We start from the raw sequence: 20,083 nt of genomic DNA, 5'->3' as shown, positions 1-20,083 counted from the left end.
TCTAACTCTCACTTTTTGCTTCACGCCAGGCCACTGCAGCCCCGGTGTCATATCGTAAATCCACAGTATCGATTTCGTTGTTTTTACTTTTTTCATGTTCAACGATGCTGGGAAACACATCGATAAACCGTTTTATTCTCTCTAGCGTTGCTTCGCGCCCCAATTTCACTTCAATTCCCTGAGCTAAAACTACGCTCACGGCAAATCGCTCTGTTAACCTTAGTGCCCTTACCTGAAAGCCATTCACTGCCAACATTTGCTGCACCCGGTTAAATTCTTTCCAGGTTTCCTCTACGGCGTTTTCCGGCCCAAACAACTGCGGCAAAGCCGTATCCACTTGTTCTATATTTGCCCGAAAAACATCACTTTGCTCATTTATCAGGCGATCACCGTTCCACATGGCTACCGGTTTGTGTTCCGTCACATAAACCGACAATTTGTCAGGCCAGACTTTGCGAATCGAGACTTTTTGTATCCAGGGCAACTGCTCTACCCGGCGCCTTAATTCGTTCACATCTGCCGTAAAAAAACTTCCCAACGGTTCTGCCGTTAAGGCCTTTCTGACCTCTTCGTTGGCGGTATACTGCAACTCGCCTTGTACATTTAATTCAGCTAACGGTACTTGCTGTTCGTCAGTCAGCACCTGGTTTAACTGATAAATACCAACCAAGGCACCTGCTATAGTCAGGCATAGCACTGTCACACCCGACCAAAAGTTCACAGAACGCAGGCGCTGTTCAGCTGCCATCATCAGCGCTCCAGTGTTTGCGCTAAAATGCGCTCCACTAAATCGTTAAAACTTAATCCGGCGGCTTTTGCAGCCATAGGTACCAGGCTCTTTTCGGTCATGCCCGGAACGGTATTGGCTTCGAGTAAGAACCAGTCGCCATTGCCGCTGCGCATAACATCGATACGCCCCCAACCACTCGCTCCAATCGCTGAAAATGCCCGCTCAGCCAAGCTACGAAGTTTCGCTTCGTCTTCATCACTTAACCCGGCAGGACAGTGATACTGCGTGTCATTCGCCTGGTACTTCGCCTCAAAGTCGTAAAACTCATGCGGTGTCTGCAGACGAATAACAGGTAAAGCATTTCCGTCTAGCAAGCCGATGGTGTACTCAGGGCCTTCAATCCACTGCTCAACCAGAATGTCGTCATCAAACTGTGCGGCATGTTTTAACGCTGCCGCCAGTCGCGGTGCGCTATCGGCACTGCTCATACCAATGGATGAGCCTTCACGTGCCGGCTTAACGATGACGCGTCCGCCAAGCTCTAACAGCAGCGCTTCGGCGTTCACTTGCTCTATTTCTTCTTGAGTAATGACCCGCCAGCTGGCTGTCGGTAACCCCAAAGCGTGCCAAATTTGTTTGCAACGCACCTTATCCATACCCAGAGCACAGCCAAGAACATCACTACCGGTATAGGGAATGCCCAGTACTTGTAGTGCACCCTGCATAGCGCCGTCTTCGCCACCACGCCCATGCAGCGCGATAAATACACGTTCGTAGCCATCATCAACCAGTTCTTGCAGGCTATGTGCTGCCGGGTCAAATGCATGCGCATCAATACCTTTAGCCACTAAGCCTTTTAATACGGCCATTCCCGATTTTAGCGAGACATCTCGCTCGGCCGAGCTACCACCCAGCATGACAGCGACTTTACCAAAGGTCTCAGCGTTCATTGCTCAGCACCTCCGTCGCTATGTTCTTTGCCAGCGCACCAATATTTCCGGCCCCCTGAGTTAACAGCAGGTCACCAGCGGCCAGAACCGACTCCAGCACCTCCGGCATATCATCTACTGTTGCGACATAAATAGGGTCTATTTGCCCGCGCTGTCGTATCGAGCGACATAGAGAGCGGCTGTCAGCTCCACTAACCGGGGTCTCTCCTGCGCTATAAACTTCCAGCATCAGCAGCACATCAACTTGCGAAAGCACGTTGACGAAGTCCTCATATAAGTCACGTGTCCGTGAATATCGGTGCGGCTGAAATGCCATTACCAGACGACGCTCAGGCCAACCTTCGCGGGCGGCCTGTATGGTCGCCGCAACCTCAGACGGGTGATGACCGTAGTCATCCACCAACATGACTTCACCTTGTTCTTTACCCGGTACAGGAAAATTTCCGTAATGCTGAAAACGTCGTCCAATACCTTCAAATTTATTTAACGCCGACTGAATTGCCTGGTCATTAATGCCTTCGTCTGTGGCTACTGCGACCGCTGCCAGTGCATTCAGTACATTGTGCTTACCCGGCAGATTAAGGCAGACATCTAATGGCTGCAGGCCTTTGCGTAAAATGGTAAAGCAGCTCTCACTGGCGGTTTGCTTATAGTTAATAGCCCGAATATCTGCGGCTTCACCAAAGCCGTAAGTCATGGTCTGACGACCCAGCCGCGGAATTAAGTCGGCTACCACAGGATCATCCACACACATAACCGCTAAGCCATAAAATGGCAGGTTATGCAGAAACTCAACGTAGGTGTCCAGTAACTTATTAAAGTCACCTTCGTAGGTGTCCATATGGTCCGCTTCAATGTTGGTCACTATGGCGACCATCGGCTGTAAATGCAGGAACGACGCGTCGCTCTCGTCGGCTTCAGCAATCAGGTACTTACTGTTACCTAACCGGGCATTAGAGCCAGCACTGTTCAGCAAGCCTCCGATGACAAAAGTTGGGTCGCGATCCGCTTCGGCAAAAATACTGGCAACCAACGAGGTGGTTGTGGTTTTACCGTGTGTTCCGGCTACCGCAATACCGTGACGAAAGCGCATGAGTTCGGCCAGCATCTCTGCACGGCGGACAACCGGTACACGTAACTGGTGAGCGGCAATGAGCTCCGCGTTATCCGTTTTAATAGCGCTGGACACCACAACCACACTGGCACCTTCAATATTTTCGGCCATATGGCCTAACACGACCGTCGCACCCAGACTGCGCAGACGCTCGGTATTGGTATTCTCAGCGATGTCGGAGCCCGATATCTGGTACCCCTGGTTCAACAGAACTTCCGCAATACCCGCCATACCGGCGCCGCCGATACCAACGAAGTGTATTCGCTGTACCCGGCGCATTTCCGGTACGTTCACAATTGTAAATGGCTGTGCGTTGGTTGCGGTCATGCTAGTCATCGCTCTTTTTATATTCCATACATTCATTTGCTAGTCGTTGCGTTGCCTCTGGCATAGCGCACTGACGAGCGAAACGCGCCATTGTCCACAGTTGTTGCCTGTCATGCAATAAACGTTTTAACTGTTGCTGCAATGCACCTTTGGTAACTTCAGTTTGCGGTACTAAAACTGCCGCACCACGGCTTTCCAGGACTTTCGCATTTGCCGTTTGGTGGTCATCTACCGCGTGAGGCAGAGGTACCAGAATGGACGCGACGCCCATAACAGCCAGTTCAGAAATGGTTAAAGCTCCCGCACGACATATCACCAGATCGGCCCGGCTAAAGGCTTCGCCCATATCATCAATAAATTCAGCTACGGTAAGCGCTTTTAGAGCCGGCGCATTCCCGTACGCTTTTTCTGTGGCATCTTCACGGCCCACACCGCACTGATGCACCACATTTAGCGTTACACCATCTAATGCTTTGACGGCTTCCGGTACCGCTTCGTTCAATACCTGCGCCCCTAAACTGCCACCAACCACCAATAAATTTAATTCATCGGTCATTTTTGAGTTGTCGGGCTGTTCAGCTGCTTGCTTCAATAAACCGCTGCGCAAAGGGTTACCCACCACCGGATAGCGTTTCCACTGCGGCAAAGCAACAGGCAGGCCAAGCAGGACTTTGTCGGCTTTTGGCGCCAGCAAACGCGTGGTCATACCCGGAATGGCATTTTGTTCATGCACCACTAATGGCACACCGCAGAGTTTTGCTGCTAAGCCCATTGGGGCACAAACGTAACCACCAAAGGTGGCGACCACCTGCGGCTGAAGCGTTTTAAGTAAACGTCGACACTGCAAAACTGCTTTCGCTAAAGTAAATGGCATTAACAGCTTTCTTTTCAGGCCATGACCGCGCACCCCGGTCATACTAATACTGTGTAAAGCAAAGCCTGCCGCCGGAATAACACGGCTTTCCAAACGCCCTTCCTGAGTACCAAGCCAGTCAACTTGCCAGCCGTTATTCCGCATTTCTTCAGCCACGGCTAAAGCCGGGAAGATATGTCCGCCGGTACCTGCGGCTGCGATTAGAACGCGGTTCATTCAGCACCTCCGCGCGGCGCAACTTTGCGACCCGTCATGCGGCGCTCGTGGTCAATCCGTAATAACAAACCAACGGCTAACGCCGACACAATCAGGCTGTTACCGCCATAACTGACCATGGGCAGGGTTAACCCTTTCGTTGGCAGAGCACCAGAAGCGACGCCAATATTCACGAAGGCCTGAATACTGAACCAAACGCTGATACCGTATGCGAGGTATCCACCATAGCGCTGTTCCAGCATTAAACAGCGACGACCAATAACTAATGCCCGCCAAACCAGCATAAGTACAGTAGCAATGACAGCCAGAACACCTAAGAAACCAAGTTCCTCGGCAATAACTGCCATAATAAAATCGGTATGAGCTTCAGGCAGATACTGAAGTTTCTGAATACTGTTACCCAGGCCTGCACCACTAAACTGCCCTTGTCCAAAGGCAATAAGCGACTGCATTAACTGATAACCGGCACCAAAAGGGTCTTTTTCCGGTTCTAAGAACGTTAATAGTCGCTGCATTCGGTAGGGCTCAACAATAATCAAAAGAATGAGCGCCAACACGCAGGTAAGAAATACCGCGAAGAACTGCCATAACCGGGCACCGGCCAGGAACAGCATAGCGACAGTGGTCGCCGACAGAACCACAACAGTACCGAAGTCTGGCTGCATCAACAGCAGCACTGCCGCAATAAACAGCAGGAATAATGGCTTAATGAAGCCTTTGGCGGCTTCGCGCACTTCGTCTTCACGACGGGACAAATAACTGGCCATGTAAATACAGAAAAATAATTTAGCCATTTCTGCAGACTGAATAGTGATAGGCCCCACTTTTATCCAACGCTGAGAGCCATTCACCTCGTGGCCGATAATCAACACCAGCAATAACATCATCAAGCCAATAAGTAGTAGCTTACCGCTGTGCAAATTCCAGCTTTGCGTAGGAACCCTCAAGGTCGCCAGCATAATCACTAAGCTGATAACAATATAAACGCCGTGACGTATCGCAAAATGAAAAGGGTTACCGGTTAGCCGCTCGGCTGTTGGTAGCGAGGCTGATGTCACCATAATAAAGCCAAAAGCCAGTAACGACATGGCAAGAACAAACAGCACCCGGTCGTAAAGAGGCTCACTGGTTGTTCCCCGGAACCAGTCGAATAGCTGCTGTAACCGAGTATTGGCCTGGCTCTCAGGTATTTCGAGATTCAGTTGTTCTTCACGCACTGTCGACATAAAGCGCCTCCACTGCCTGACGGAAACTCTCGCCACGATGCTCGAAATTATCAAACTGATCGAAACTGGCACAGGCCGGAGACAGCAGAACCATATCCCCTGCCTGAACGAGAGAGGATGCCAGCTCAACAGCCTGCTGCAGACTCTTAACCTGACGCGAGCCGTTGAACAGCTGCCCCAAACGCGGACCGTCTTCGCCTATAGTCAGCAAAATATCGACGCGCTCCAGAGTTGACTGTAGCTCCCGGAAGTCCGCACCTTTGCCATGGCCTCCGGCAATAAGCAATAGACGTCCATTAACCGTTGGCCGAAGGCCTTCGACGGCCGCTGCCGTTGCCCCAATATTGGTTGCTTTTGAGTCATTAACCCATAATACATCACCGTCACTGCTGACGAGTTCACAACGGTGAGGCAAGCCGCTAAATTCTTTCACTGCGCGGGCTGCTTGCTCGACATCAATTGAAATGCCCTCACACAACGCCAGAGCAGCCTGCACATTGATTAAGTTATGAATGCCCTGCAGTTTTAACTGATCGGCGCGGAGCACAACATTACCGCGGTAAGTAACTGCCACCGGACCACTGGAGCGATCAACATTGCCGGACAATAGCCCAAAATGCTGGGGATGAGCGTCATCGCCAAAACTCATTAACTTACCGGTAATTGGATGTGGCCAGGTGTCCTGCTGCTGTCGGTTTAATACCCAGGTCTTCGCGTTAGTAAAAATGCGCTGTTTGGCTTTAACATACTCTTCTATGGTGCCGTAGCGATCCATGTGATCGGCACTAATATTCAGAAGTGCCGCAGCTTTTAGATTTAAACTACTTACAGACTCCAGTTGAAAGCTGGACAGTTCCAGCATGACAGCGTCAGGCTGCTCTTTTTGTTGCAGTAACTCCAGCACCGGCAGACCAATATTACCGGCTGCAACCACATTCTTACCGCATTTCTGAGCAATAAACTCAACCATTCGGGTAACAGTGGATTTACCGTTAGAACCGGTTACTGCAATGACGGGTAAATTCGACTCTTGAGCAAAAAGTTCGACGTCGCCAACCACCGGAATATTTGCATCCCGGGCTAAAACTATCGGCTCTTCGCGCAGATCAATGCCCGGACTTGTAATAATTAAGTCAGCCGCCAGCGTGTCTTCTAACTCCCAGCGACGATTCAGGAATTCAGTATCGCCCAATATTTGTTTGGCTTCGTCGAGACCAGGAGGGTTACTGCGAGAATCGAATACCCGAATCTGAACATTTGCCAGCTTTTTGTCCTGTTGCTTTTTATTTTGTAAATAGCGCAGCACAGAAACCCCGGTCTTTCCAAGACCGAGGACAACAATGTGTTTCATATTCTGCCAGGCTATCTTTTTCATTATTTTTTAACGCAACTTCAAGGTTGCGAGTCCTATCAGTACAAAAATTAACGACAATATCCAGAAACGCACAATGACTCGTGGCTCAGGCCAACCTTTTAATTCGTAGTGATGGTGAATTGGCGCCATGCGGAAAACACGTTTGCCCCGCAGTTTGTAAGAGCCCACCTGCAGCATCACGGAAACCGTTTCCATGACAAATACGCCGCCCATAATAAACAGCACCAACTCCTGGCGGACCAGTATCGCGATAATGCCAAGTGCAGCGCCTAAAGCCAGAGAGCCTACATCGCCCATAAATACCAGTGCCGGATAAGTGTTGAACCATAGAAACCCCAGCCCAGCACCAACAATAGCGGTGCAGACCACCAACAATTCGGCGGTTAAGGGTAAATAAGGAATTTGCAGATATTCAGCAAAGTTCACGTTGCCGGAAACATAAGCAAAAATGCCCAATGCTGCGGCAACCATAATGGTCGGCATAATCGCCAGCCCATCTAAGCCATCAGTGAGGTTCACCGCATTGCTGGTACCGACAATGACAAAATAGGCCATCAACAAATAAAGCATGCCCAGTTGCGGCATAACGTCTTTAAAGAAAGGAACAATCAGTGCCGTCTCGGCGCCCTGAGTGCTGCTCCAGTAAAGGTAGACCGCTGCGATACTGGCAATAACCGACTGCCAGAAGTACTTCCATTTGGCGATTAAACCTTTCGGATCTTTGCGCACTACTTTGCGGTAGTCATCAACAAAACCCACAATGCCAAAGCCAGTAACTACTAATAACACAACCCATACATAGCGATTCTCCAGATCGGCCCAGAGTAGTGATGAACCCAACACAGCCGCTAGTATCAAGACACCACCCATGGTCGGTGTACCGCTTTTACTTAGATGGCTTTCGGGGCCATCGTCCCGTACCGTTTGTCCTATCTGCAGACGTTGCAAACGGCGAATTAATGTTGGTCCTAACCACAATGACAAAACTAAAGCGGTTAAAACGCTCAGTATTGCCCGTAAGGTCAAGTAGGAAAACACGTTAAACGCGCTTTCAAACTGGGTTAGGTACTCCGCCAACCAAACTAACATGCGTGCTTTTCCTCTGTGCTGTCATCAACTGTGACAGCCTGCTGTATTGCTGCAACAACGCGCTCCATATGTGCAGAGCGTGAGCCTTTAACCAGCACTGTGACAGGCTGTTTACCTGTCTGTTCTGTAAGTCTTTGTAAAACAGAGTCAACCAGGGACTGCAAGCTTCCAAAGTGCTTGCCGCCATTGCCGTTAAAGACTTCGCTGGCACTTTGGCTGAGTACGCCCAGGCTATATAAATTGTTGATACCGGAGCCAATAGCATGCTCACCAATTTCTTCGTGATAGGCTCTTGCATCAGCTCCTAGTTCGCCCATGTCTCCAAGGACAAAAATTCGATAACCCTTGTAGCTTCCAAGCAAATCGAGAGCGGCTTTGGTGGAAGCAACGCTGGCGTTGTATGTGTCGTCAATGATACGTAAGTGATCACTCACTTTTATGGTAGTTAAACGCCCTTTTGCCGGTTGAACCTTCTCTAAACCGGTAACAATATCATCCAGAGATATCCCCAATTCGCTGGCCGCAGCCGACGCAGAAAGCGCATTTAAGACGTTGTGCTGACCGCTCAATTTTAAAGTCAGTTGTCGGGCTTCCCCATTTAAATGAAGCGTAAATGACGGGTGTCCTTCTCCATTAAGAGTGATATCTGTGGCAAACACGTCCGAACTGTCGGTTAAACCAAAGGTTTTCCAGTTCATATTAGTGCAAGCGCGCTCCCAGCATGGGTAAAACTCGGAATCGCGGGGGGTAACAGCCGTTCCCTGGCTCCCCACTCCACGGAAAATTTCAGTTTTCGCACGAGCTACGCCGTGTAAACTGCCAAAACCTTCAACGTGTGCAGCACTTACGTTATTTAGAATAGCGACGTCGGGCTTGACCAGATTAGTGGTGTAGCCTATTTCTCCGGGGTGATTCGCTCCCAGCTCAACCACCGCGTATTTATGTTGTTCTTCCAGTCGCAGCAGAGTCAAAGGAACACCAATGTCGTTATTAAAGTTGCCCTGAGTCGCCAATACCGGATGACGAATTGATAAAATGGCCGCCAGCATTTCTTTTACTGTGGTTTTACCATTACTGCCGGTAACCGCGATGGTTCTCGGAGCAACCCTGGCTTTCACCGCTGCGCCCAGGCGTCCTAGTGCATGGCGGCTGTTCTCGACAATAATTTGCCGACAGTCAATGTCCTGCTGCTTTTCGCAAATAACGGCAGCAGCACCTTTGGCTATAGCTTGCTCAACGAAGTCGTGCGCATCAAAGTTCTTTCCTTTTAAGGCAATGAAAAGTGCGTCCTGCAAATCCGCACGCGTATCCGTTGATACTTTGTCTATTTTACAATCAGAGCCAACCAGGCGGCCTTCCACCTGTTCCGCGATCCACTCCAGTGATACTGAAATCATGCGCAGTCTCCTTGCAGCCATTCACTCACGACTGCTCTTTCGTTGTAATCCACACGTTGGGTGCCGATAACCTGATAGTCTTCATGTCCCTTGCCTGCCAGCAGAACAACATCGTCTTGCGCTGCCTCCTGCATGGCTTTAATCACGGCTTCGCGGCGGCCGGGCCAGACTTTAACCCGCTCTTTATCCGCAATACCTGTCAGAATGTCTTCGATAATCTGTTGCGCTGGCTCAGTTCTTGGATTGTCGTCTGTAACAACCACGACGTCGGCGTAGTCTGCAGCGACTTTGCCCATTTGTGGGCGTTTACCCCGGTCACGGTCGCCACCGCAGCCAAACACGCACCATAAACGACCTTTGCAGTGCAGCCGCAAAGCACTTAATACCTGGTGTAAAGCGTCTGGTGTGTGCGCATAGTCAACCACCACTAATGGCGACTGCTTGTTATGAAAAGCTTCCATGCGCCCGGGAACCGGTAGCAAATTGCGGCAAGCCTGGCCAATTTCCGCCAGAGGCTTATTGAACTTCAATAAAACCGCTACGGCACACAGAAGGTTATAAACATTAAAGCGCCCCAGTAGAGGTGTCTCAACGGTGCAGGATTCGCCCTGCCAATTGATCTGAAATACTGAGCCTTGCTCATGGAACTGAAGCCCCGTTGCACGCAAGCACGGTTCTACCGAGCTATCATTAAGGCTTATCCATAGATCCGCTAAGTTGTCTTTATGCCACTGACTCAGGGTGTCATCATCGGCATTAACTATTCGGTTTTGCACACCAAAGTCGGCGAATAGTCGTTGTTTCGCTGCAACGTAATTTTCCATGGTGCCATGGTAATCCAGATGGTCACGGCTGATGTTGGTAATAGCAGCCGCGGAAAAGTGCAGTGCTTCGACACGGCGCTGAATCAAAGCGTGCGAAGACACTTCCATAGCCACAAGCTCTGCGCCTTCTGCAAGTAATGTCGCCAGTCGGTGTTGCACGGTAACTGCATCTGGAGTCGTATGCCGTTCAGGCAACAAACGTCCGATGAGCCCACTACCTGTGGTACCAATAACCGCTGCTTCCATGCCCAGAGCTTTTGCCAACTGAGCCATAATATGAGTGACCGATGTTTTCCCGTTAGTTCCGGTAACACCAACCAGCTGCATTTTCTCTGACGGGTGACCAAAAAAGGTGCCTGCAATATGTGACAAGTGCTCGCGCACACCGCTAAAGCCGATCACCACAGCACCTCGGCGATGTTCCAGCGCAAGTCCGGGCGCTTCAGCAATAACCGCTACCGCGCCGGCATCTATAGCGGCATCAATATAAGCCCGTCCATCGGTTTCATAACCAGGGATCGCAACAAATACGTCGCCGTTCGCAACCTGCCTGCTATCTAATTTTATTCCACTGACAGTAACATCCGGAATAGCGAATGAAGCAGGCAGCATGGTTAATAACTCAGCCAGTTTCATCATTCATCACCCCCGAAGCCAGCAGCACGAACTCGAGTGTCTTCAATGTTATCTGGCGCGACATTCAGCAGACGCATGGTCTGAGACACAATTTTTGAGAATACGGGTGCCGCCGCTGTACCGCCATAGTAATCATCGGTACCCGGCTCATTTATGGTGACCACGACAACAATTTTCGGGTCGCTGACCGGCGCAATGCCAGCAAATAAAGCAACATACTCGTCGCCGTAACCACCACCGGTCTTCGTTTTTCTTGTTGTCCCGGTTTTGCCCGCTACACGATACCCCGGAACCTGAGCTGCTTTGGCCGTGCCGTCTCGCACCACCTCTTCCATCATATGCATAACAGCTCGTGTGTTGTCCGGATTAAACACCTGCTCAGCGGGTAACGGTGACTCCTGACGGAATATTGTAAGCGGCCGTTTCAAACCACCGTTTGCAATAATGTTATAGGCATTCGCCAGTTGCAGAGTCGTTGCTGACAGCCCGTAGCCGTATGAAAGCGTCGCAATTTCAAATTCAGACCAACGGCGACGATCGCCTAAAATACCGATACTTTCCCCCAATAGAGCAATGCCGGTATCGTTACCAAAGCCTGCGTCGGCATAGGTTTGCAATAGTGGTTCAATGCCCAAATCCAGAGCTATTTTGGTCACCCCAACATTGGAGGAATGTTTCAGCACCTCGGTCAACGACAGTTCGCCATAGTTGCGAGGGTCACTGACGCGACGTCCGCCGATTCTCAACCAGCCCGGGCTGGTATCAATGCTATCGCCCGCTTTGTGTCGGCCATTCTCTAGCGCACTGAGAATCACCAGAGGTTTCATCGTTGAGCCTGGTTCGTAGCTGTCAGTTACCGCACGGTTACGCATTCTGAAAGACTGCAATTCCGCACGGTTGTTTGGGTTAAAGGACGGGCTATTGACCATAGCCAGAACTTCACCGGTTTCGACATTAAGCACTACTGCCGAGCCTGAAGTTGCCTGATTGTAGCGCACGGCTTTTTTCAGTTCGGTGTAAGCAGTTGCCTGAACACGTTGGTCGATACTCAGTGTCAGCTGTTTTGGTTGTTGTGCGTCTGTCTGACTAATTTCTTCAACAACCCGCCCTTGCGCGTCCTTGCGATAAACTCGTTTGCCCGGTGTGCCGGTTAAGTGTTCGTCGTACAATAGTTCGAGGCCTTCTTGGCCTGCACCATCGATATCGGTCAGCCCAATTAAATGAGCACTGATTTCACCTGTTGGATAATAGCGCCGAGACTCAGTTTTTAAATACACACCCGGTATTTTCAATTGTTTCACGTAATCCGCTTCTGACGGCGTCACTTTTCGCTGTAGATAAACAAAGCGTTTTGACTCATCGTCCACTTTGCTCACCAGCTCATTGCGATTCATGCGGAAGGTTTCCGCCAGAGCCTGCCAGCGACGTTCGTCTGCCAACGCATCTTTTTCTGCAATTCGCTTGGGATCTGCCCACACGGTTTCTACCGGAACACTCACCGCCAGTTCTCTGCCGTTGCGATCAACAATGGTTCCTCGTTCAACCGCAACACTGGCTGACCTTAAGCTGCGCATATCGCCCTGCAGCGAAAACGCATCGGGACTAATGACCTGGATATAGGCAGCACGTGCAATGAGTACGGAAAAAACACCGAACAGTAAAAACACTGCGGTATAAAAACGCCAGCGAGTGCCAGCTGGCTCTGAACGTTTTTTGCGACGAGTCACTGCCATGAGACAAGTACCTCCTGCTCTGGCGCAACGTCACGCATACCAAGCTGTTCCTGCGCGATACGCTCCACTCGACTGTGTTCAGTCAGCGAGTTCTGCTCAATCACAAGGTGCCGCCACTCTCTGTCCAGAGTGTCGCGATACGAGAGTAAGTCGTCGCGCTCAGCAGTTAATTGTCGATTCAAATGCGCGATATAAACAATGCTTAGTGCATTAACAATAACCACCACGCTCAGCAACACTATCCACTTATGTTGCAGCAGATCTTGAAGTAACATTTTGGTCAGGCTTGGGTAACGCTGTTTAGTCATTGCGAACCCTCCTGGCAATACGCAGCACAGAGCTACGTGAACGCGGATTTTCCTGGACTTCTGCCTTGCCCGGTTTAATCGCTTTACCCACCTTTTCCAATGTTTTGTCTTTATTCCGTTCGGCTTCAGTTACCGGTAACCCCGGAGGCAGTTGCTTGCCTTCGCTGTGTTTACGGATAAAGCGTTTAACTAAGCGATCTTCCAGGCTATGGAAGCTAATAACCACCAACCGCCCGTCTTCTTTCAAACCAGAAAGCGACGCTTCGAGAGCTTGTTCTATTTGCTCTAACTCGCGGTTGATATGAATTCGTATGGCCTGAAATGTGCGCGTTGCCGGGTGTTTATGCTTTTCTTTTACCGGGCTCACACGGGCAATCATTTCCGCAAGCTGCTTCGTGCGGGTGAAAGGCTTTTTCTCGCGGTCCATAACTATGGCACTGGCAATACGGCGAGCAAAACGTTCCTCACCATACTCTTTAAGAACCCAGCTAATGTCGTCTTTTTCTGCACGATTAAGCCATTCGGCCGCTGTTTCGCCGCTAGTGGTGTTCATCCGCATATCCAGCGGACCGTCACGCATAAAGCTAAAGCCTCGCTCAGCATCGTCCAATTGTGGGGAGGAGACACCAAGGTCAAATAAAATACCCGTCACTTGCTGGTTCAGTTGCAAGTCATCAAGCACCTGTTGCAGGTTTGAGAAAGGAGTGTGGATAATTTGAAAACGGGGGTCGTCTTCGAAGGATTTTGCCGCAGCAATGGCCTCAGGGTCCTGGTCAAGAGCAATTACCCGGGCCTTGTCACCTAACTGATTAAGAAGCGCACGTGTATGTCCGCCACGACCAAATGTGGCGTCAATATATGTGCCTTGCGGATCAGTCGCTAATGCTTGTATCGACTCTTCCAGTAGCACCGAAACGTGTTGCGGTGACGTTGTTATCATTATAATGAAAAGTCTTCTAGTCGTTCGTTGAGAGTAAAGTCACCTTCGCGTTCAACATCCATATCTTGCGCCACTTGTTCATGCCAGGCGTCTTCATCCCAAACTTCAAATTTATTCAGCTGCCCGACAAGCATCAGTTTTTTTTCTAAACCGGCGTGTTGTCTCAATGGAGCTGACAATAACAGACGACCGTTTTTATCCATTTCACAGTCGTCGGCATGGCCTAACAGAAGCCGCTGTAAGCGACGTTCTGCGGGGTTCATACTGGATAATCGAGTGAGTTTTTGTTCTATGATTTGCCACTCAGGAAGCGGGTACAGCAAAAGGCACGGTTGCTTAATATCAATCGTGCAGACCATTTTGCCTTCACAGTCTAATGACAACGCATGACGGTACTTGGCCGGTATGGCCAAACGTCCTTTGCTATCCAGACTTAATGTTGTTGCACCTCGGAACATGATCCCACCTGATCATTGTGATCCACTATTATCCACAAATCCCCACAATGTTACAGTCTAGGTGTCACTGTTTCCCACTGTCAAGAAAAAACCTCTTTATTTGTCAGGGCTTCACAGAAATTTACATTAAGCGCTTGATGCAACGTGCAAAATAGTTTTTCTGCTATGGGTTGTGCGATTTTTATGCGATACTCGACTGAGTTTTAGCTAGCTGTGATACTCAATGAAGCGCTACTTATTTGTCATATTGGTAAGCTTTTGCGTGCTGGTGACCGGCGTTATCTGGTTTGCGGAAAATCAACACTCGCAAGTGATAGAGTCACGTAAGCGTGTGGCTACCGAACGCTTAGGCAGGTTACGCGCCGCACTCGAAGGCCAGATTAATTCCTCGCTGACCACCGCTCGTGCGCTGCAGGCTGAAATAAAACTTTCCCCTGACATTTCCGCAGAACGCTATCGTTTACTGGTGCAAGAACTAATAGACAATGACCTCCCTGTTCGTCATGTGGCTCTGGCCCCTGATCTTATTATCGAGTTTCTCTATCCTTTAGTGCCAAACCAGGACGCGCTGGGTTTTGATTACCGAGCTTCACCCGAACAGTTCAAGAGTGTTCAGGAAGCCATTCAACGCAAAAGCATCATTATTGACGGCCCTGTCAAATTAGTGCAAGGCGGCTGGGCACTAATAGCACGGGCTCCGGTTTTTATCGATAACTCGCTGTGGGGCGTTATTGCGGTTGTTATTGATATTGAGCAGTTAATGATCAGTAGCGGTTTGACTTCAGTTGATGATTATCTCTTCGCGCTGAAAAAGAACATTAAAGATAGCGAAGAGTTATTTCTACGTGGCGATCCGTCCGTATGGCAAAAAGATTATGTCGCCATTGAAATCGATGTATCCTCCGGCCAATGGATACTGGCTCTTGCGCCGAAAGATAATGGCTGGGCTAAACGCGATAATATTTATTGGGTCATCATAATTGCCGGCTGGACACTCTCATTCTTAATGATTGCCTTTATGTATAATTTGGTCGCAACCCAGAGTCGTCTACGGACAGCTCTGACAACGATTGACCGGCAGGCCAACTTCGATTCAATCACCGACTTGCCTAATCGTCGAGCCTTTGTTGACTATCTCAATCAATTAACTCAGAGCGGCAATGATCAGCATTTTGCTATTTTGTTTATCGACCTTGACCATTTTAAAGAAGTTAACGACAGCCTGGGACACGACGCCGGCGATGAGTTACTGGTGTCAGTTGCGGAACGTTTAAGGAGTCAACTGCGGGGTTCTGACTTTATCGCCCGTATTGGCGGCGATGAATTTGTTGTGGTGATTAATCGCTTCAAGTCACATGAAGTCATTAATGATTTGGCAACCCAAATTAATCGTCATTTAAGCGAACCTTTTACATTACGTCAGAACCAAATACAAACCACCTGCAGCATTGGTATTGCGTTGTACCCTGACGATGGCATGAAAGCTGCCGAGCTTCTCAAAAATGCAGACTTGGCCATGTACGCCGCAAAAACCGCAGGGCGTCGCACCCACTACTTCTTTAATGACGAACTAAGAGCGCAAACCGAACGCCAGAATACCATTCACAACCGAATGCGGGACGGCCTAAAGCGACATGAGTTTTCGCTGGTTTATCAGCCTATTGTGGATTTTAGTTCCGGCAAAGTTACCAAATGTGAAGCCTTACTTCGTTGGAAAGATGAAGATGGAAACGTCATTTCTCCCGCTGAGTTCATTCCGGTTGCTGAACGCACGGGGTTAATTCACGAGCTGGGGCAATTTGTTCTGGAGCAAGCTTGTATTGACTGGGTTACCGTCCATAAGTCCGGGTACCCTATTGAGGTTTCAATTAACCGCTCAGAGCGAGAGCTGAACGATATGGAAGTCGCTAAACAGTGGCTGTCTTGCATCAAGCAACACGGTATACCAACTGAAAGCATCACTTTCGAAATTACTGAATCCTTGTTAATGAGTAATAAGCAGCGGCAATTACAAATTTTGCATTACCTGCGCTCGCAAGGAGTACAACTGGCCATTGATGATTTTGGCACCGGTTACTCAAGCATTAATTACCTGCAGCGTTACCCTGTCGACTATATAAAAATAGACAGAAGCTTTTTGAATCAGGCACCTGACGACCGCGTTCAGGTTGCTTTATTAGACGCATTACTGCGAGTTGCCAGAGCCCTTGATATCGACGTTATTGCTGAAGGTGTGGAAACTAAGCGCCAATGGGAGTTATTGCAGCAACAACAATGTGACTTTGCTCAAGGCTACTTTATTAGTGAACCCCTGACTTTAGATAAGCTATTAGACTTTTTGCGAAAATGGCAGTTCTGAAGTCGAAAAGAGGAATAAGGTGGAGAGCCGGCCGATAAGCCGGGTTCTGTCGTGGACAATCATTCATCTAGTGATCAGGTTGCCCTGACCCTCAAGCAGTCTACCCGGGTTCAACGCGGGCCGCGCCAAAGAACCCCTATTTGACCTTGCTCCGGGTGGAGTTTACCGTGCCGCAAACTGTTACCAGTTGCGCGGTGCGCTCTTACCGCACCCTTTCACCCTTACCTGTGCTGCAAGCAGCCATCGGCGGTTTACTCTCTGCTGCACTAGTCGTCGGCTTACGCCGCCCAGGCGTTACCTGGCACCCTGCCCTATGGAGCCCGGACTTTCCTCCCCCTGTAAACAGGCGGCGATTGTCTGGCCAGCTCTCCGCGGAGGATTCTACGCTGCGCCAGGCTTTAACTCAATCTTTGTTTTTATTCTCCAGCCCCCACTGATACAACACGTTTTTACGTTCATCATGAATTTTCGCAGTGACAGCAGCCGCTTTCTTTAATGGCAACTCCTCCAGTAACAACAGCAAGGTGCGCTTAGCCGCCTCTCCAGGGCCGTCACTGGCTTCCGTTTCTTGCTGCAAGGGTGATATCAGTAACACCATTTCTCCCCGCTGCTGGTTGCTGTCGTCTGTTAAAATCTGCAATAACTCTGCAGCACTGCCATTTAAATAGGTTTCAAACTGCTTCGTCAGTTCACGCGCCAGTACCAGCTGCCTTTCTGTCCCCAGCACGGCATTCATATCGGCCAGGGTATGCAGAATTCTGTGTGGGCTTTCATAAACAACAACGGTTCTTGGTTCTGTTTTTAAGGCTTCTAATTTTGCCCGGCGTTGCTGCGGCTTAGAAGGCAAAAAACCTTCAAAAGCAAAGCGGTCGGTAGGCAAGCCAGCCGCAGACAGTGCTACGGTTACGGCACAGGCACCCGGCAGTGCAACCACTTTGAGGCCATGCTGACGACACCGTTGTACCAGCACATAACCCGGGTCATTAATAAGTGGCGTACCCGCGTCGCTGACTAATGCCAGGGAATCGCCTTGCTGCAGGCGCTCAATCACCGCATCCGCGCGCTGAGTCTCGTTATGCTCATGCAGCGCAAACACGTCGTTTTGTATGCCATAATGCTGCATTAACTTCCGCGTATGCCGCGTATCTTCTGCAGCTATGGCTGCTACATCGGCTAATGTTTTTATTGCCCGCTCGGTCATATCGCCTAAATTCCCGATAGGCGTGGGTACAATATAAAGGGTCCCCGGGTTTGTCATAATGAGTCTCAGTTTGTTTCCAACGTCAATGCCGTTTATAGTATCACCGAACAGGCACCAAAGCGGAACCTTACAGTGTTTAGAACTCAGTCATTTGTATTTTTAGCTCTACTGGCACTCATGGTACTCACTCAGTGTACCTCTGCCCCTGACCGGAAAACTGAAACGCCCGACAAAACCGCAGATGTCGCCGACCAGGACTTGAGTTTAACTGAAGAAAAATCGGCTCAGGACTGGTTAGATGAAGCCCGCGCTGCCGCCAACGATATTGAACAGCACTCCGCTTTAATACGCGCAGCTAATGCGTTTCAGAATGAACAAAAATGGCAGCAGGCTGTAGCCGTGTTGTCTCAATTAAGCCCTCAAAAAATTACCCGGCATAGTCAAAAGTACTATCACCTGGCTAAAGCTCGTTGGGCAGCAGAACAAGAACAATGGCCCCAGGTTATTGATGAACTGCAGAGCGTTTATACACAGTTTAACCAACGCGAATTTCGCGCTTTGAGCTTACAATTGCTGTCTCAAGCCGCTTACCAGCAAAAAAACTACTGGCAAGCTTTGGTGTGGCAGGTCGACGCTCAGCGTTTTGCTGAACAATCCAGCGCAGAAACCATATGGTCTGTTGCCAGCCGGGTCACCCAATCTGAGCTCCCACAGCAACGTCCGACTGATTTAGCTCTAGCGGGTTGGTGGCGTTTAGTTGACTACCATCATCAGGCCATGACCAACCCGGAACAACTGTCTGCTTACCTAAGCCAATGGTTGCAAGGCTATAGCGAGCACGCTGCAGTCGAGATGGTAGAAAGATGGCAGGAAACAGGAATCAGGAATGATAACGAGAAGACATCCAAACCCGTCATTGCGGTCCTATTACCCTTATCTGGAAAATACCAACAACAAGGTCAGGCCGTACGCGATGGCATTATTGCCCGCACAGGAGAATTAAAAGAAGTACAAGTGGTTTTTATTGATAGCGAACAAGGTGACATTGCGGCACATAAAGAGCAGATAAAGTCACTGAACCCGGTTGGTATTATCGGTCCCCTTTTAAAAGAGAATGTTGCGCTTTGGGCTGAGCAGCCACCCAGTGATGTACCTCAGATTTTTCTAAACCAGATTGAAAGAGAATCAGCGGACTCCTCTGCTAATAGCGCATTTTTCGCCTTAACTCCTGATACAGAAGCCCGGCAAGCTGCACAGCGCATCAATCAGAAACTTTCAGGAGCTAAAAGTGCCATGATCATCGCCGCCGATACGTCCAACGGACGTAGAATGGTCGATGCCTTTAAATCGAGTTGGGATAATGAGCAGGCGGGAGACCCCAAAGTTTCTTACTTTTCGGAACGCGCGGACATGAAAGCAACGGTGGAAAGCTCTCTGGGGCTAACTGACAGTCAGCAGCGCATTCGGGCAGTGAAAATAGCCGCTGGAAAGATCATTGTTGATGAGCAGGAACGAAGCCGGAGAGATATCAGCGCTATTTATCTGCCGGGAAACTTACAACAAACTCGTCTGTTAAAACCTTTTATTGATGTCAGTGTTTCACCTTTTGCCGCACCCATTCAGGTGTACGCCAGTTCTGCGACTCACGAACTTAAAAACCGCTTAGGGGATTCTGATCTTAACGGTATTATCTTTTCTGACATTCCCTGGTTAGCTTCAGATGCCGGTAATAATTTGCTTTTAACTCAGTGGCTTGAGCTACGCAATGGTTGGGGACTTTCACTAGCAAGGTTAGCCGCAATGGGATATGACAGTGTGTCATTAATACAACGATTAGAAATGATGAACCGTATGCCGGGGCTCACCTGGAGCGGACTGAGTGGCAACCTCCACATCAATGACTCAGTGGTTCAACGTGAACTAACCTGGGCTACCTTTACTAAGGGGAAAATAGCCTTAGCTAAGGAGTCAAATAATGCAGGAAGTAGCAACAGGTAAGCACGCGGAGTTACTGTCGGCAGAATTTCTGGAAAAAAATGGCCTTACAATTATTTGCAAAAATTACCGCATTGACGGCGGTGAAATTGATATTATAGCCCGAGACGGAGATTACTGGGTCTTTTGCGAGGTTAAGTATCGGCAACATGAGCACTTCGCTTCAGTACTTGAGCAAATTAAGCCGCAACAATGTAGGCGTGTAAGGCATACTGCTCGTTACTATTTACTCAGTAATAATATAGACGAACATACCGCAGCAATACGTTTTGATGTTATTGCAATAGTCGGTCACCCAACAAAAATTGAATGGTTTAAGGACGCATTCTAA

The 20,083-nt window shown here is 49.4% G+C and carries 17 protein-coding genes and 1 other RNA gene; 3 read left to right on the top strand and 15 right to left on the bottom strand.

Features of this window, described 5'->3' with window-relative positions; genetic code table 11:
• Position 1 precedes the first annotated feature (1 nt).
• Genes K5X84_RS02050 through mraZ form a run of 13 tightly spaced genes read right to left on the bottom strand, consistent with a single transcriptional unit; the run spans position 2 to position 14,197 of the window.
• Positions 2-751: a cell division protein FtsQ/DivIB gene (locus tag K5X84_RS02050; RefSeq protein WP_224797842.1), complete on the bottom strand. Its 750-nt coding sequence runs from the start codon at positions 749-751 to the stop codon at positions 2-4.
• Positions 751-1,680: a D-alanine--D-alanine ligase gene (locus K5X84_RS02045; protein ID WP_222236437.1), complete on the bottom strand. Its 930-nt coding sequence runs from the start codon at positions 1,678-1,680 to the stop codon at positions 751-753. The genes K5X84_RS02050 and K5X84_RS02045 overlap by 1 nt, the downstream gene beginning before the upstream one ends.
• On the bottom strand, positions 1,670-3,130 hold the full coding sequence (gene murC, locus K5X84_RS02040) for a UDP-N-acetylmuramate--L-alanine ligase (RefSeq protein WP_199494233.1): 1,461 nt from the start codon (positions 3,128-3,130) through the stop codon (positions 1,670-1,672). Before murC ends, K5X84_RS02045 begins: the two co-directional genes overlap by 11 nt.
• Positions 3,123-4,211 carry an undecaprenyldiphospho-muramoylpentapeptide beta-N-acetylglucosaminyltransferase gene (gene murG, locus K5X84_RS02035; RefSeq protein WP_222236436.1) on the bottom strand — a complete coding sequence of 363 codons (1,089 nt, stop codon included), beginning with the start codon at positions 4,209-4,211 and terminating at the stop codon, positions 3,123-3,125. Before murG ends, murC begins: the two co-directional genes overlap by 8 nt.
• Positions 4,208-5,437, bottom strand: coding sequence for a putative lipid II flippase FtsW (gene ftsW, locus K5X84_RS02030; RefSeq protein WP_199494235.1), 1,230 nt, complete (start codon positions 5,435-5,437; stop codon positions 4,208-4,210). The genes murG and ftsW overlap by 4 nt, the downstream gene beginning before the upstream one ends.
• Positions 5,421-6,812 carry a UDP-N-acetylmuramoyl-L-alanine--D-glutamate ligase gene (gene murD / locus K5X84_RS02025; RefSeq protein ID WP_222236434.1) on the bottom strand — a complete coding sequence of 464 codons (1,392 nt, stop codon included), beginning with the start codon at positions 6,810-6,812 and terminating at the stop codon, positions 5,421-5,423. Before murD ends, ftsW begins: the two co-directional genes overlap by 17 nt.
• Before the next feature lie 6 nt (positions 6,813-6,818).
• The gene (gene mraY, locus K5X84_RS02020) at positions 6,819-7,901 is read right to left on the bottom strand and encodes a phospho-N-acetylmuramoyl-pentapeptide-transferase (protein ID WP_222236433.1); all 1,083 of its coding nucleotides are present in this window, start codon (positions 7,899-7,901) and stop codon (positions 6,819-6,821) included.
• Positions 7,895-9,298, bottom strand: coding sequence for a UDP-N-acetylmuramoyl-tripeptide--D-alanyl-D-alanine ligase (locus K5X84_RS02015; RefSeq protein WP_222236431.1), 1,404 nt, complete (start codon positions 9,296-9,298; stop codon positions 7,895-7,897). The genes mraY and K5X84_RS02015 overlap by 7 nt, the downstream gene beginning before the upstream one ends.
• Entirely contained in the window at positions 9,295-10,761 is a 1,467-nt protein-coding gene (gene murE / locus K5X84_RS02010) for a UDP-N-acetylmuramoyl-L-alanyl-D-glutamate--2,6-diaminopimelate ligase (RefSeq protein ID WP_244994809.1), read from the bottom strand. The genes K5X84_RS02015 and murE overlap by 4 nt, the downstream gene beginning before the upstream one ends.
• Entirely contained in the window at positions 10,758-12,491 is a 1,734-nt protein-coding gene (locus K5X84_RS02005) for a peptidoglycan D,D-transpeptidase FtsI family protein (protein ID WP_199494238.1), read from the bottom strand. The genes murE and K5X84_RS02005 overlap by 4 nt, the downstream gene beginning before the upstream one ends.
• Positions 12,482-12,799, bottom strand: coding sequence for a cell division protein FtsL (gene ftsL / locus K5X84_RS02000; RefSeq protein WP_199494239.1), 318 nt, complete (start codon positions 12,797-12,799; stop codon positions 12,482-12,484). The genes K5X84_RS02005 and ftsL overlap by 10 nt, the downstream gene beginning before the upstream one ends.
• Positions 12,792-13,739 carry a 16S rRNA (cytosine(1402)-N(4))-methyltransferase RsmH gene (rsmH, locus tag K5X84_RS01995; RefSeq protein ID WP_199494240.1) on the bottom strand — a complete coding sequence of 316 codons (948 nt, stop codon included), beginning with the start codon at positions 13,737-13,739 and terminating at the stop codon, positions 12,792-12,794. The genes ftsL and rsmH overlap by 8 nt, the downstream gene beginning before the upstream one ends.
• Positions 13,739-14,197, bottom strand: coding sequence for a division/cell wall cluster transcriptional repressor MraZ (gene mraZ, locus K5X84_RS01990; protein WP_199494241.1), 459 nt, complete (start codon positions 14,195-14,197; stop codon positions 13,739-13,741). Before mraZ ends, rsmH begins: the two co-directional genes overlap by 1 nt.
• Positions 14,198-14,420: 223 nt before the next feature.
• On the opposite strand from mraZ, the gene K5X84_RS01985 reads away from it, so the two are divergent.
• Positions 14,421-16,556 carry a putative bifunctional diguanylate cyclase/phosphodiesterase gene (locus K5X84_RS01985; RefSeq protein ID WP_222236430.1) on the top strand — a complete coding sequence of 712 codons (2,136 nt, stop codon included), beginning with the start codon at positions 14,421-14,423 and terminating at the stop codon, positions 16,554-16,556.
• 19 nt (positions 16,557-16,575) lie between these two features.
• Here the strand turns inward: K5X84_RS01985 and rnpB are convergent.
• Both rnpB and rsmI read right to left on the bottom strand, forming a co-directional pair.
• An RNA gene (gene rnpB / locus K5X84_RS01980) (RNase P RNA component class A) lies at positions 16,576-16,925 on the bottom strand.
• A gap of 34 nt (positions 16,926-16,959) precedes the next feature.
• Entirely contained in the window at positions 16,960-17,814 is an 855-nt protein-coding gene (gene rsmI / locus K5X84_RS01975) for a 16S rRNA (cytidine(1402)-2'-O)-methyltransferase (RefSeq protein WP_222236429.1), read from the bottom strand.
• 75 nt (positions 17,815-17,889) lie between these two features.
• Here rsmI and K5X84_RS01970 point away from each other — a divergent pair, with 75 nt between their 5' ends.
• The gene (locus K5X84_RS01970) at positions 17,890-19,755 is read left to right on the top strand and encodes a penicillin-binding protein activator (protein WP_222236428.1); all 1,866 of its coding nucleotides are present in this window, start codon (positions 17,890-17,892) and stop codon (positions 19,753-19,755) included.
• On the top strand, positions 19,733-20,083 hold the full coding sequence (locus tag K5X84_RS01965; protein ID WP_222236426.1) for a YraN family protein: 351 nt from the start codon (positions 19,733-19,735) through the stop codon (positions 20,081-20,083). The genes K5X84_RS01970 and K5X84_RS01965 overlap by 23 nt, the downstream gene beginning before the upstream one ends.

The sequence above is a fragment of the Idiomarina abyssalis genome (assembly GCF_019797805.1).
Classification (GTDB): domain Bacteria; phylum Pseudomonadota; class Gammaproteobacteria; order Enterobacterales; family Alteromonadaceae; genus Idiomarina; species Idiomarina abyssalis.
This window is presented reverse-complemented; position numbering and strand designations above follow the sequence as displayed.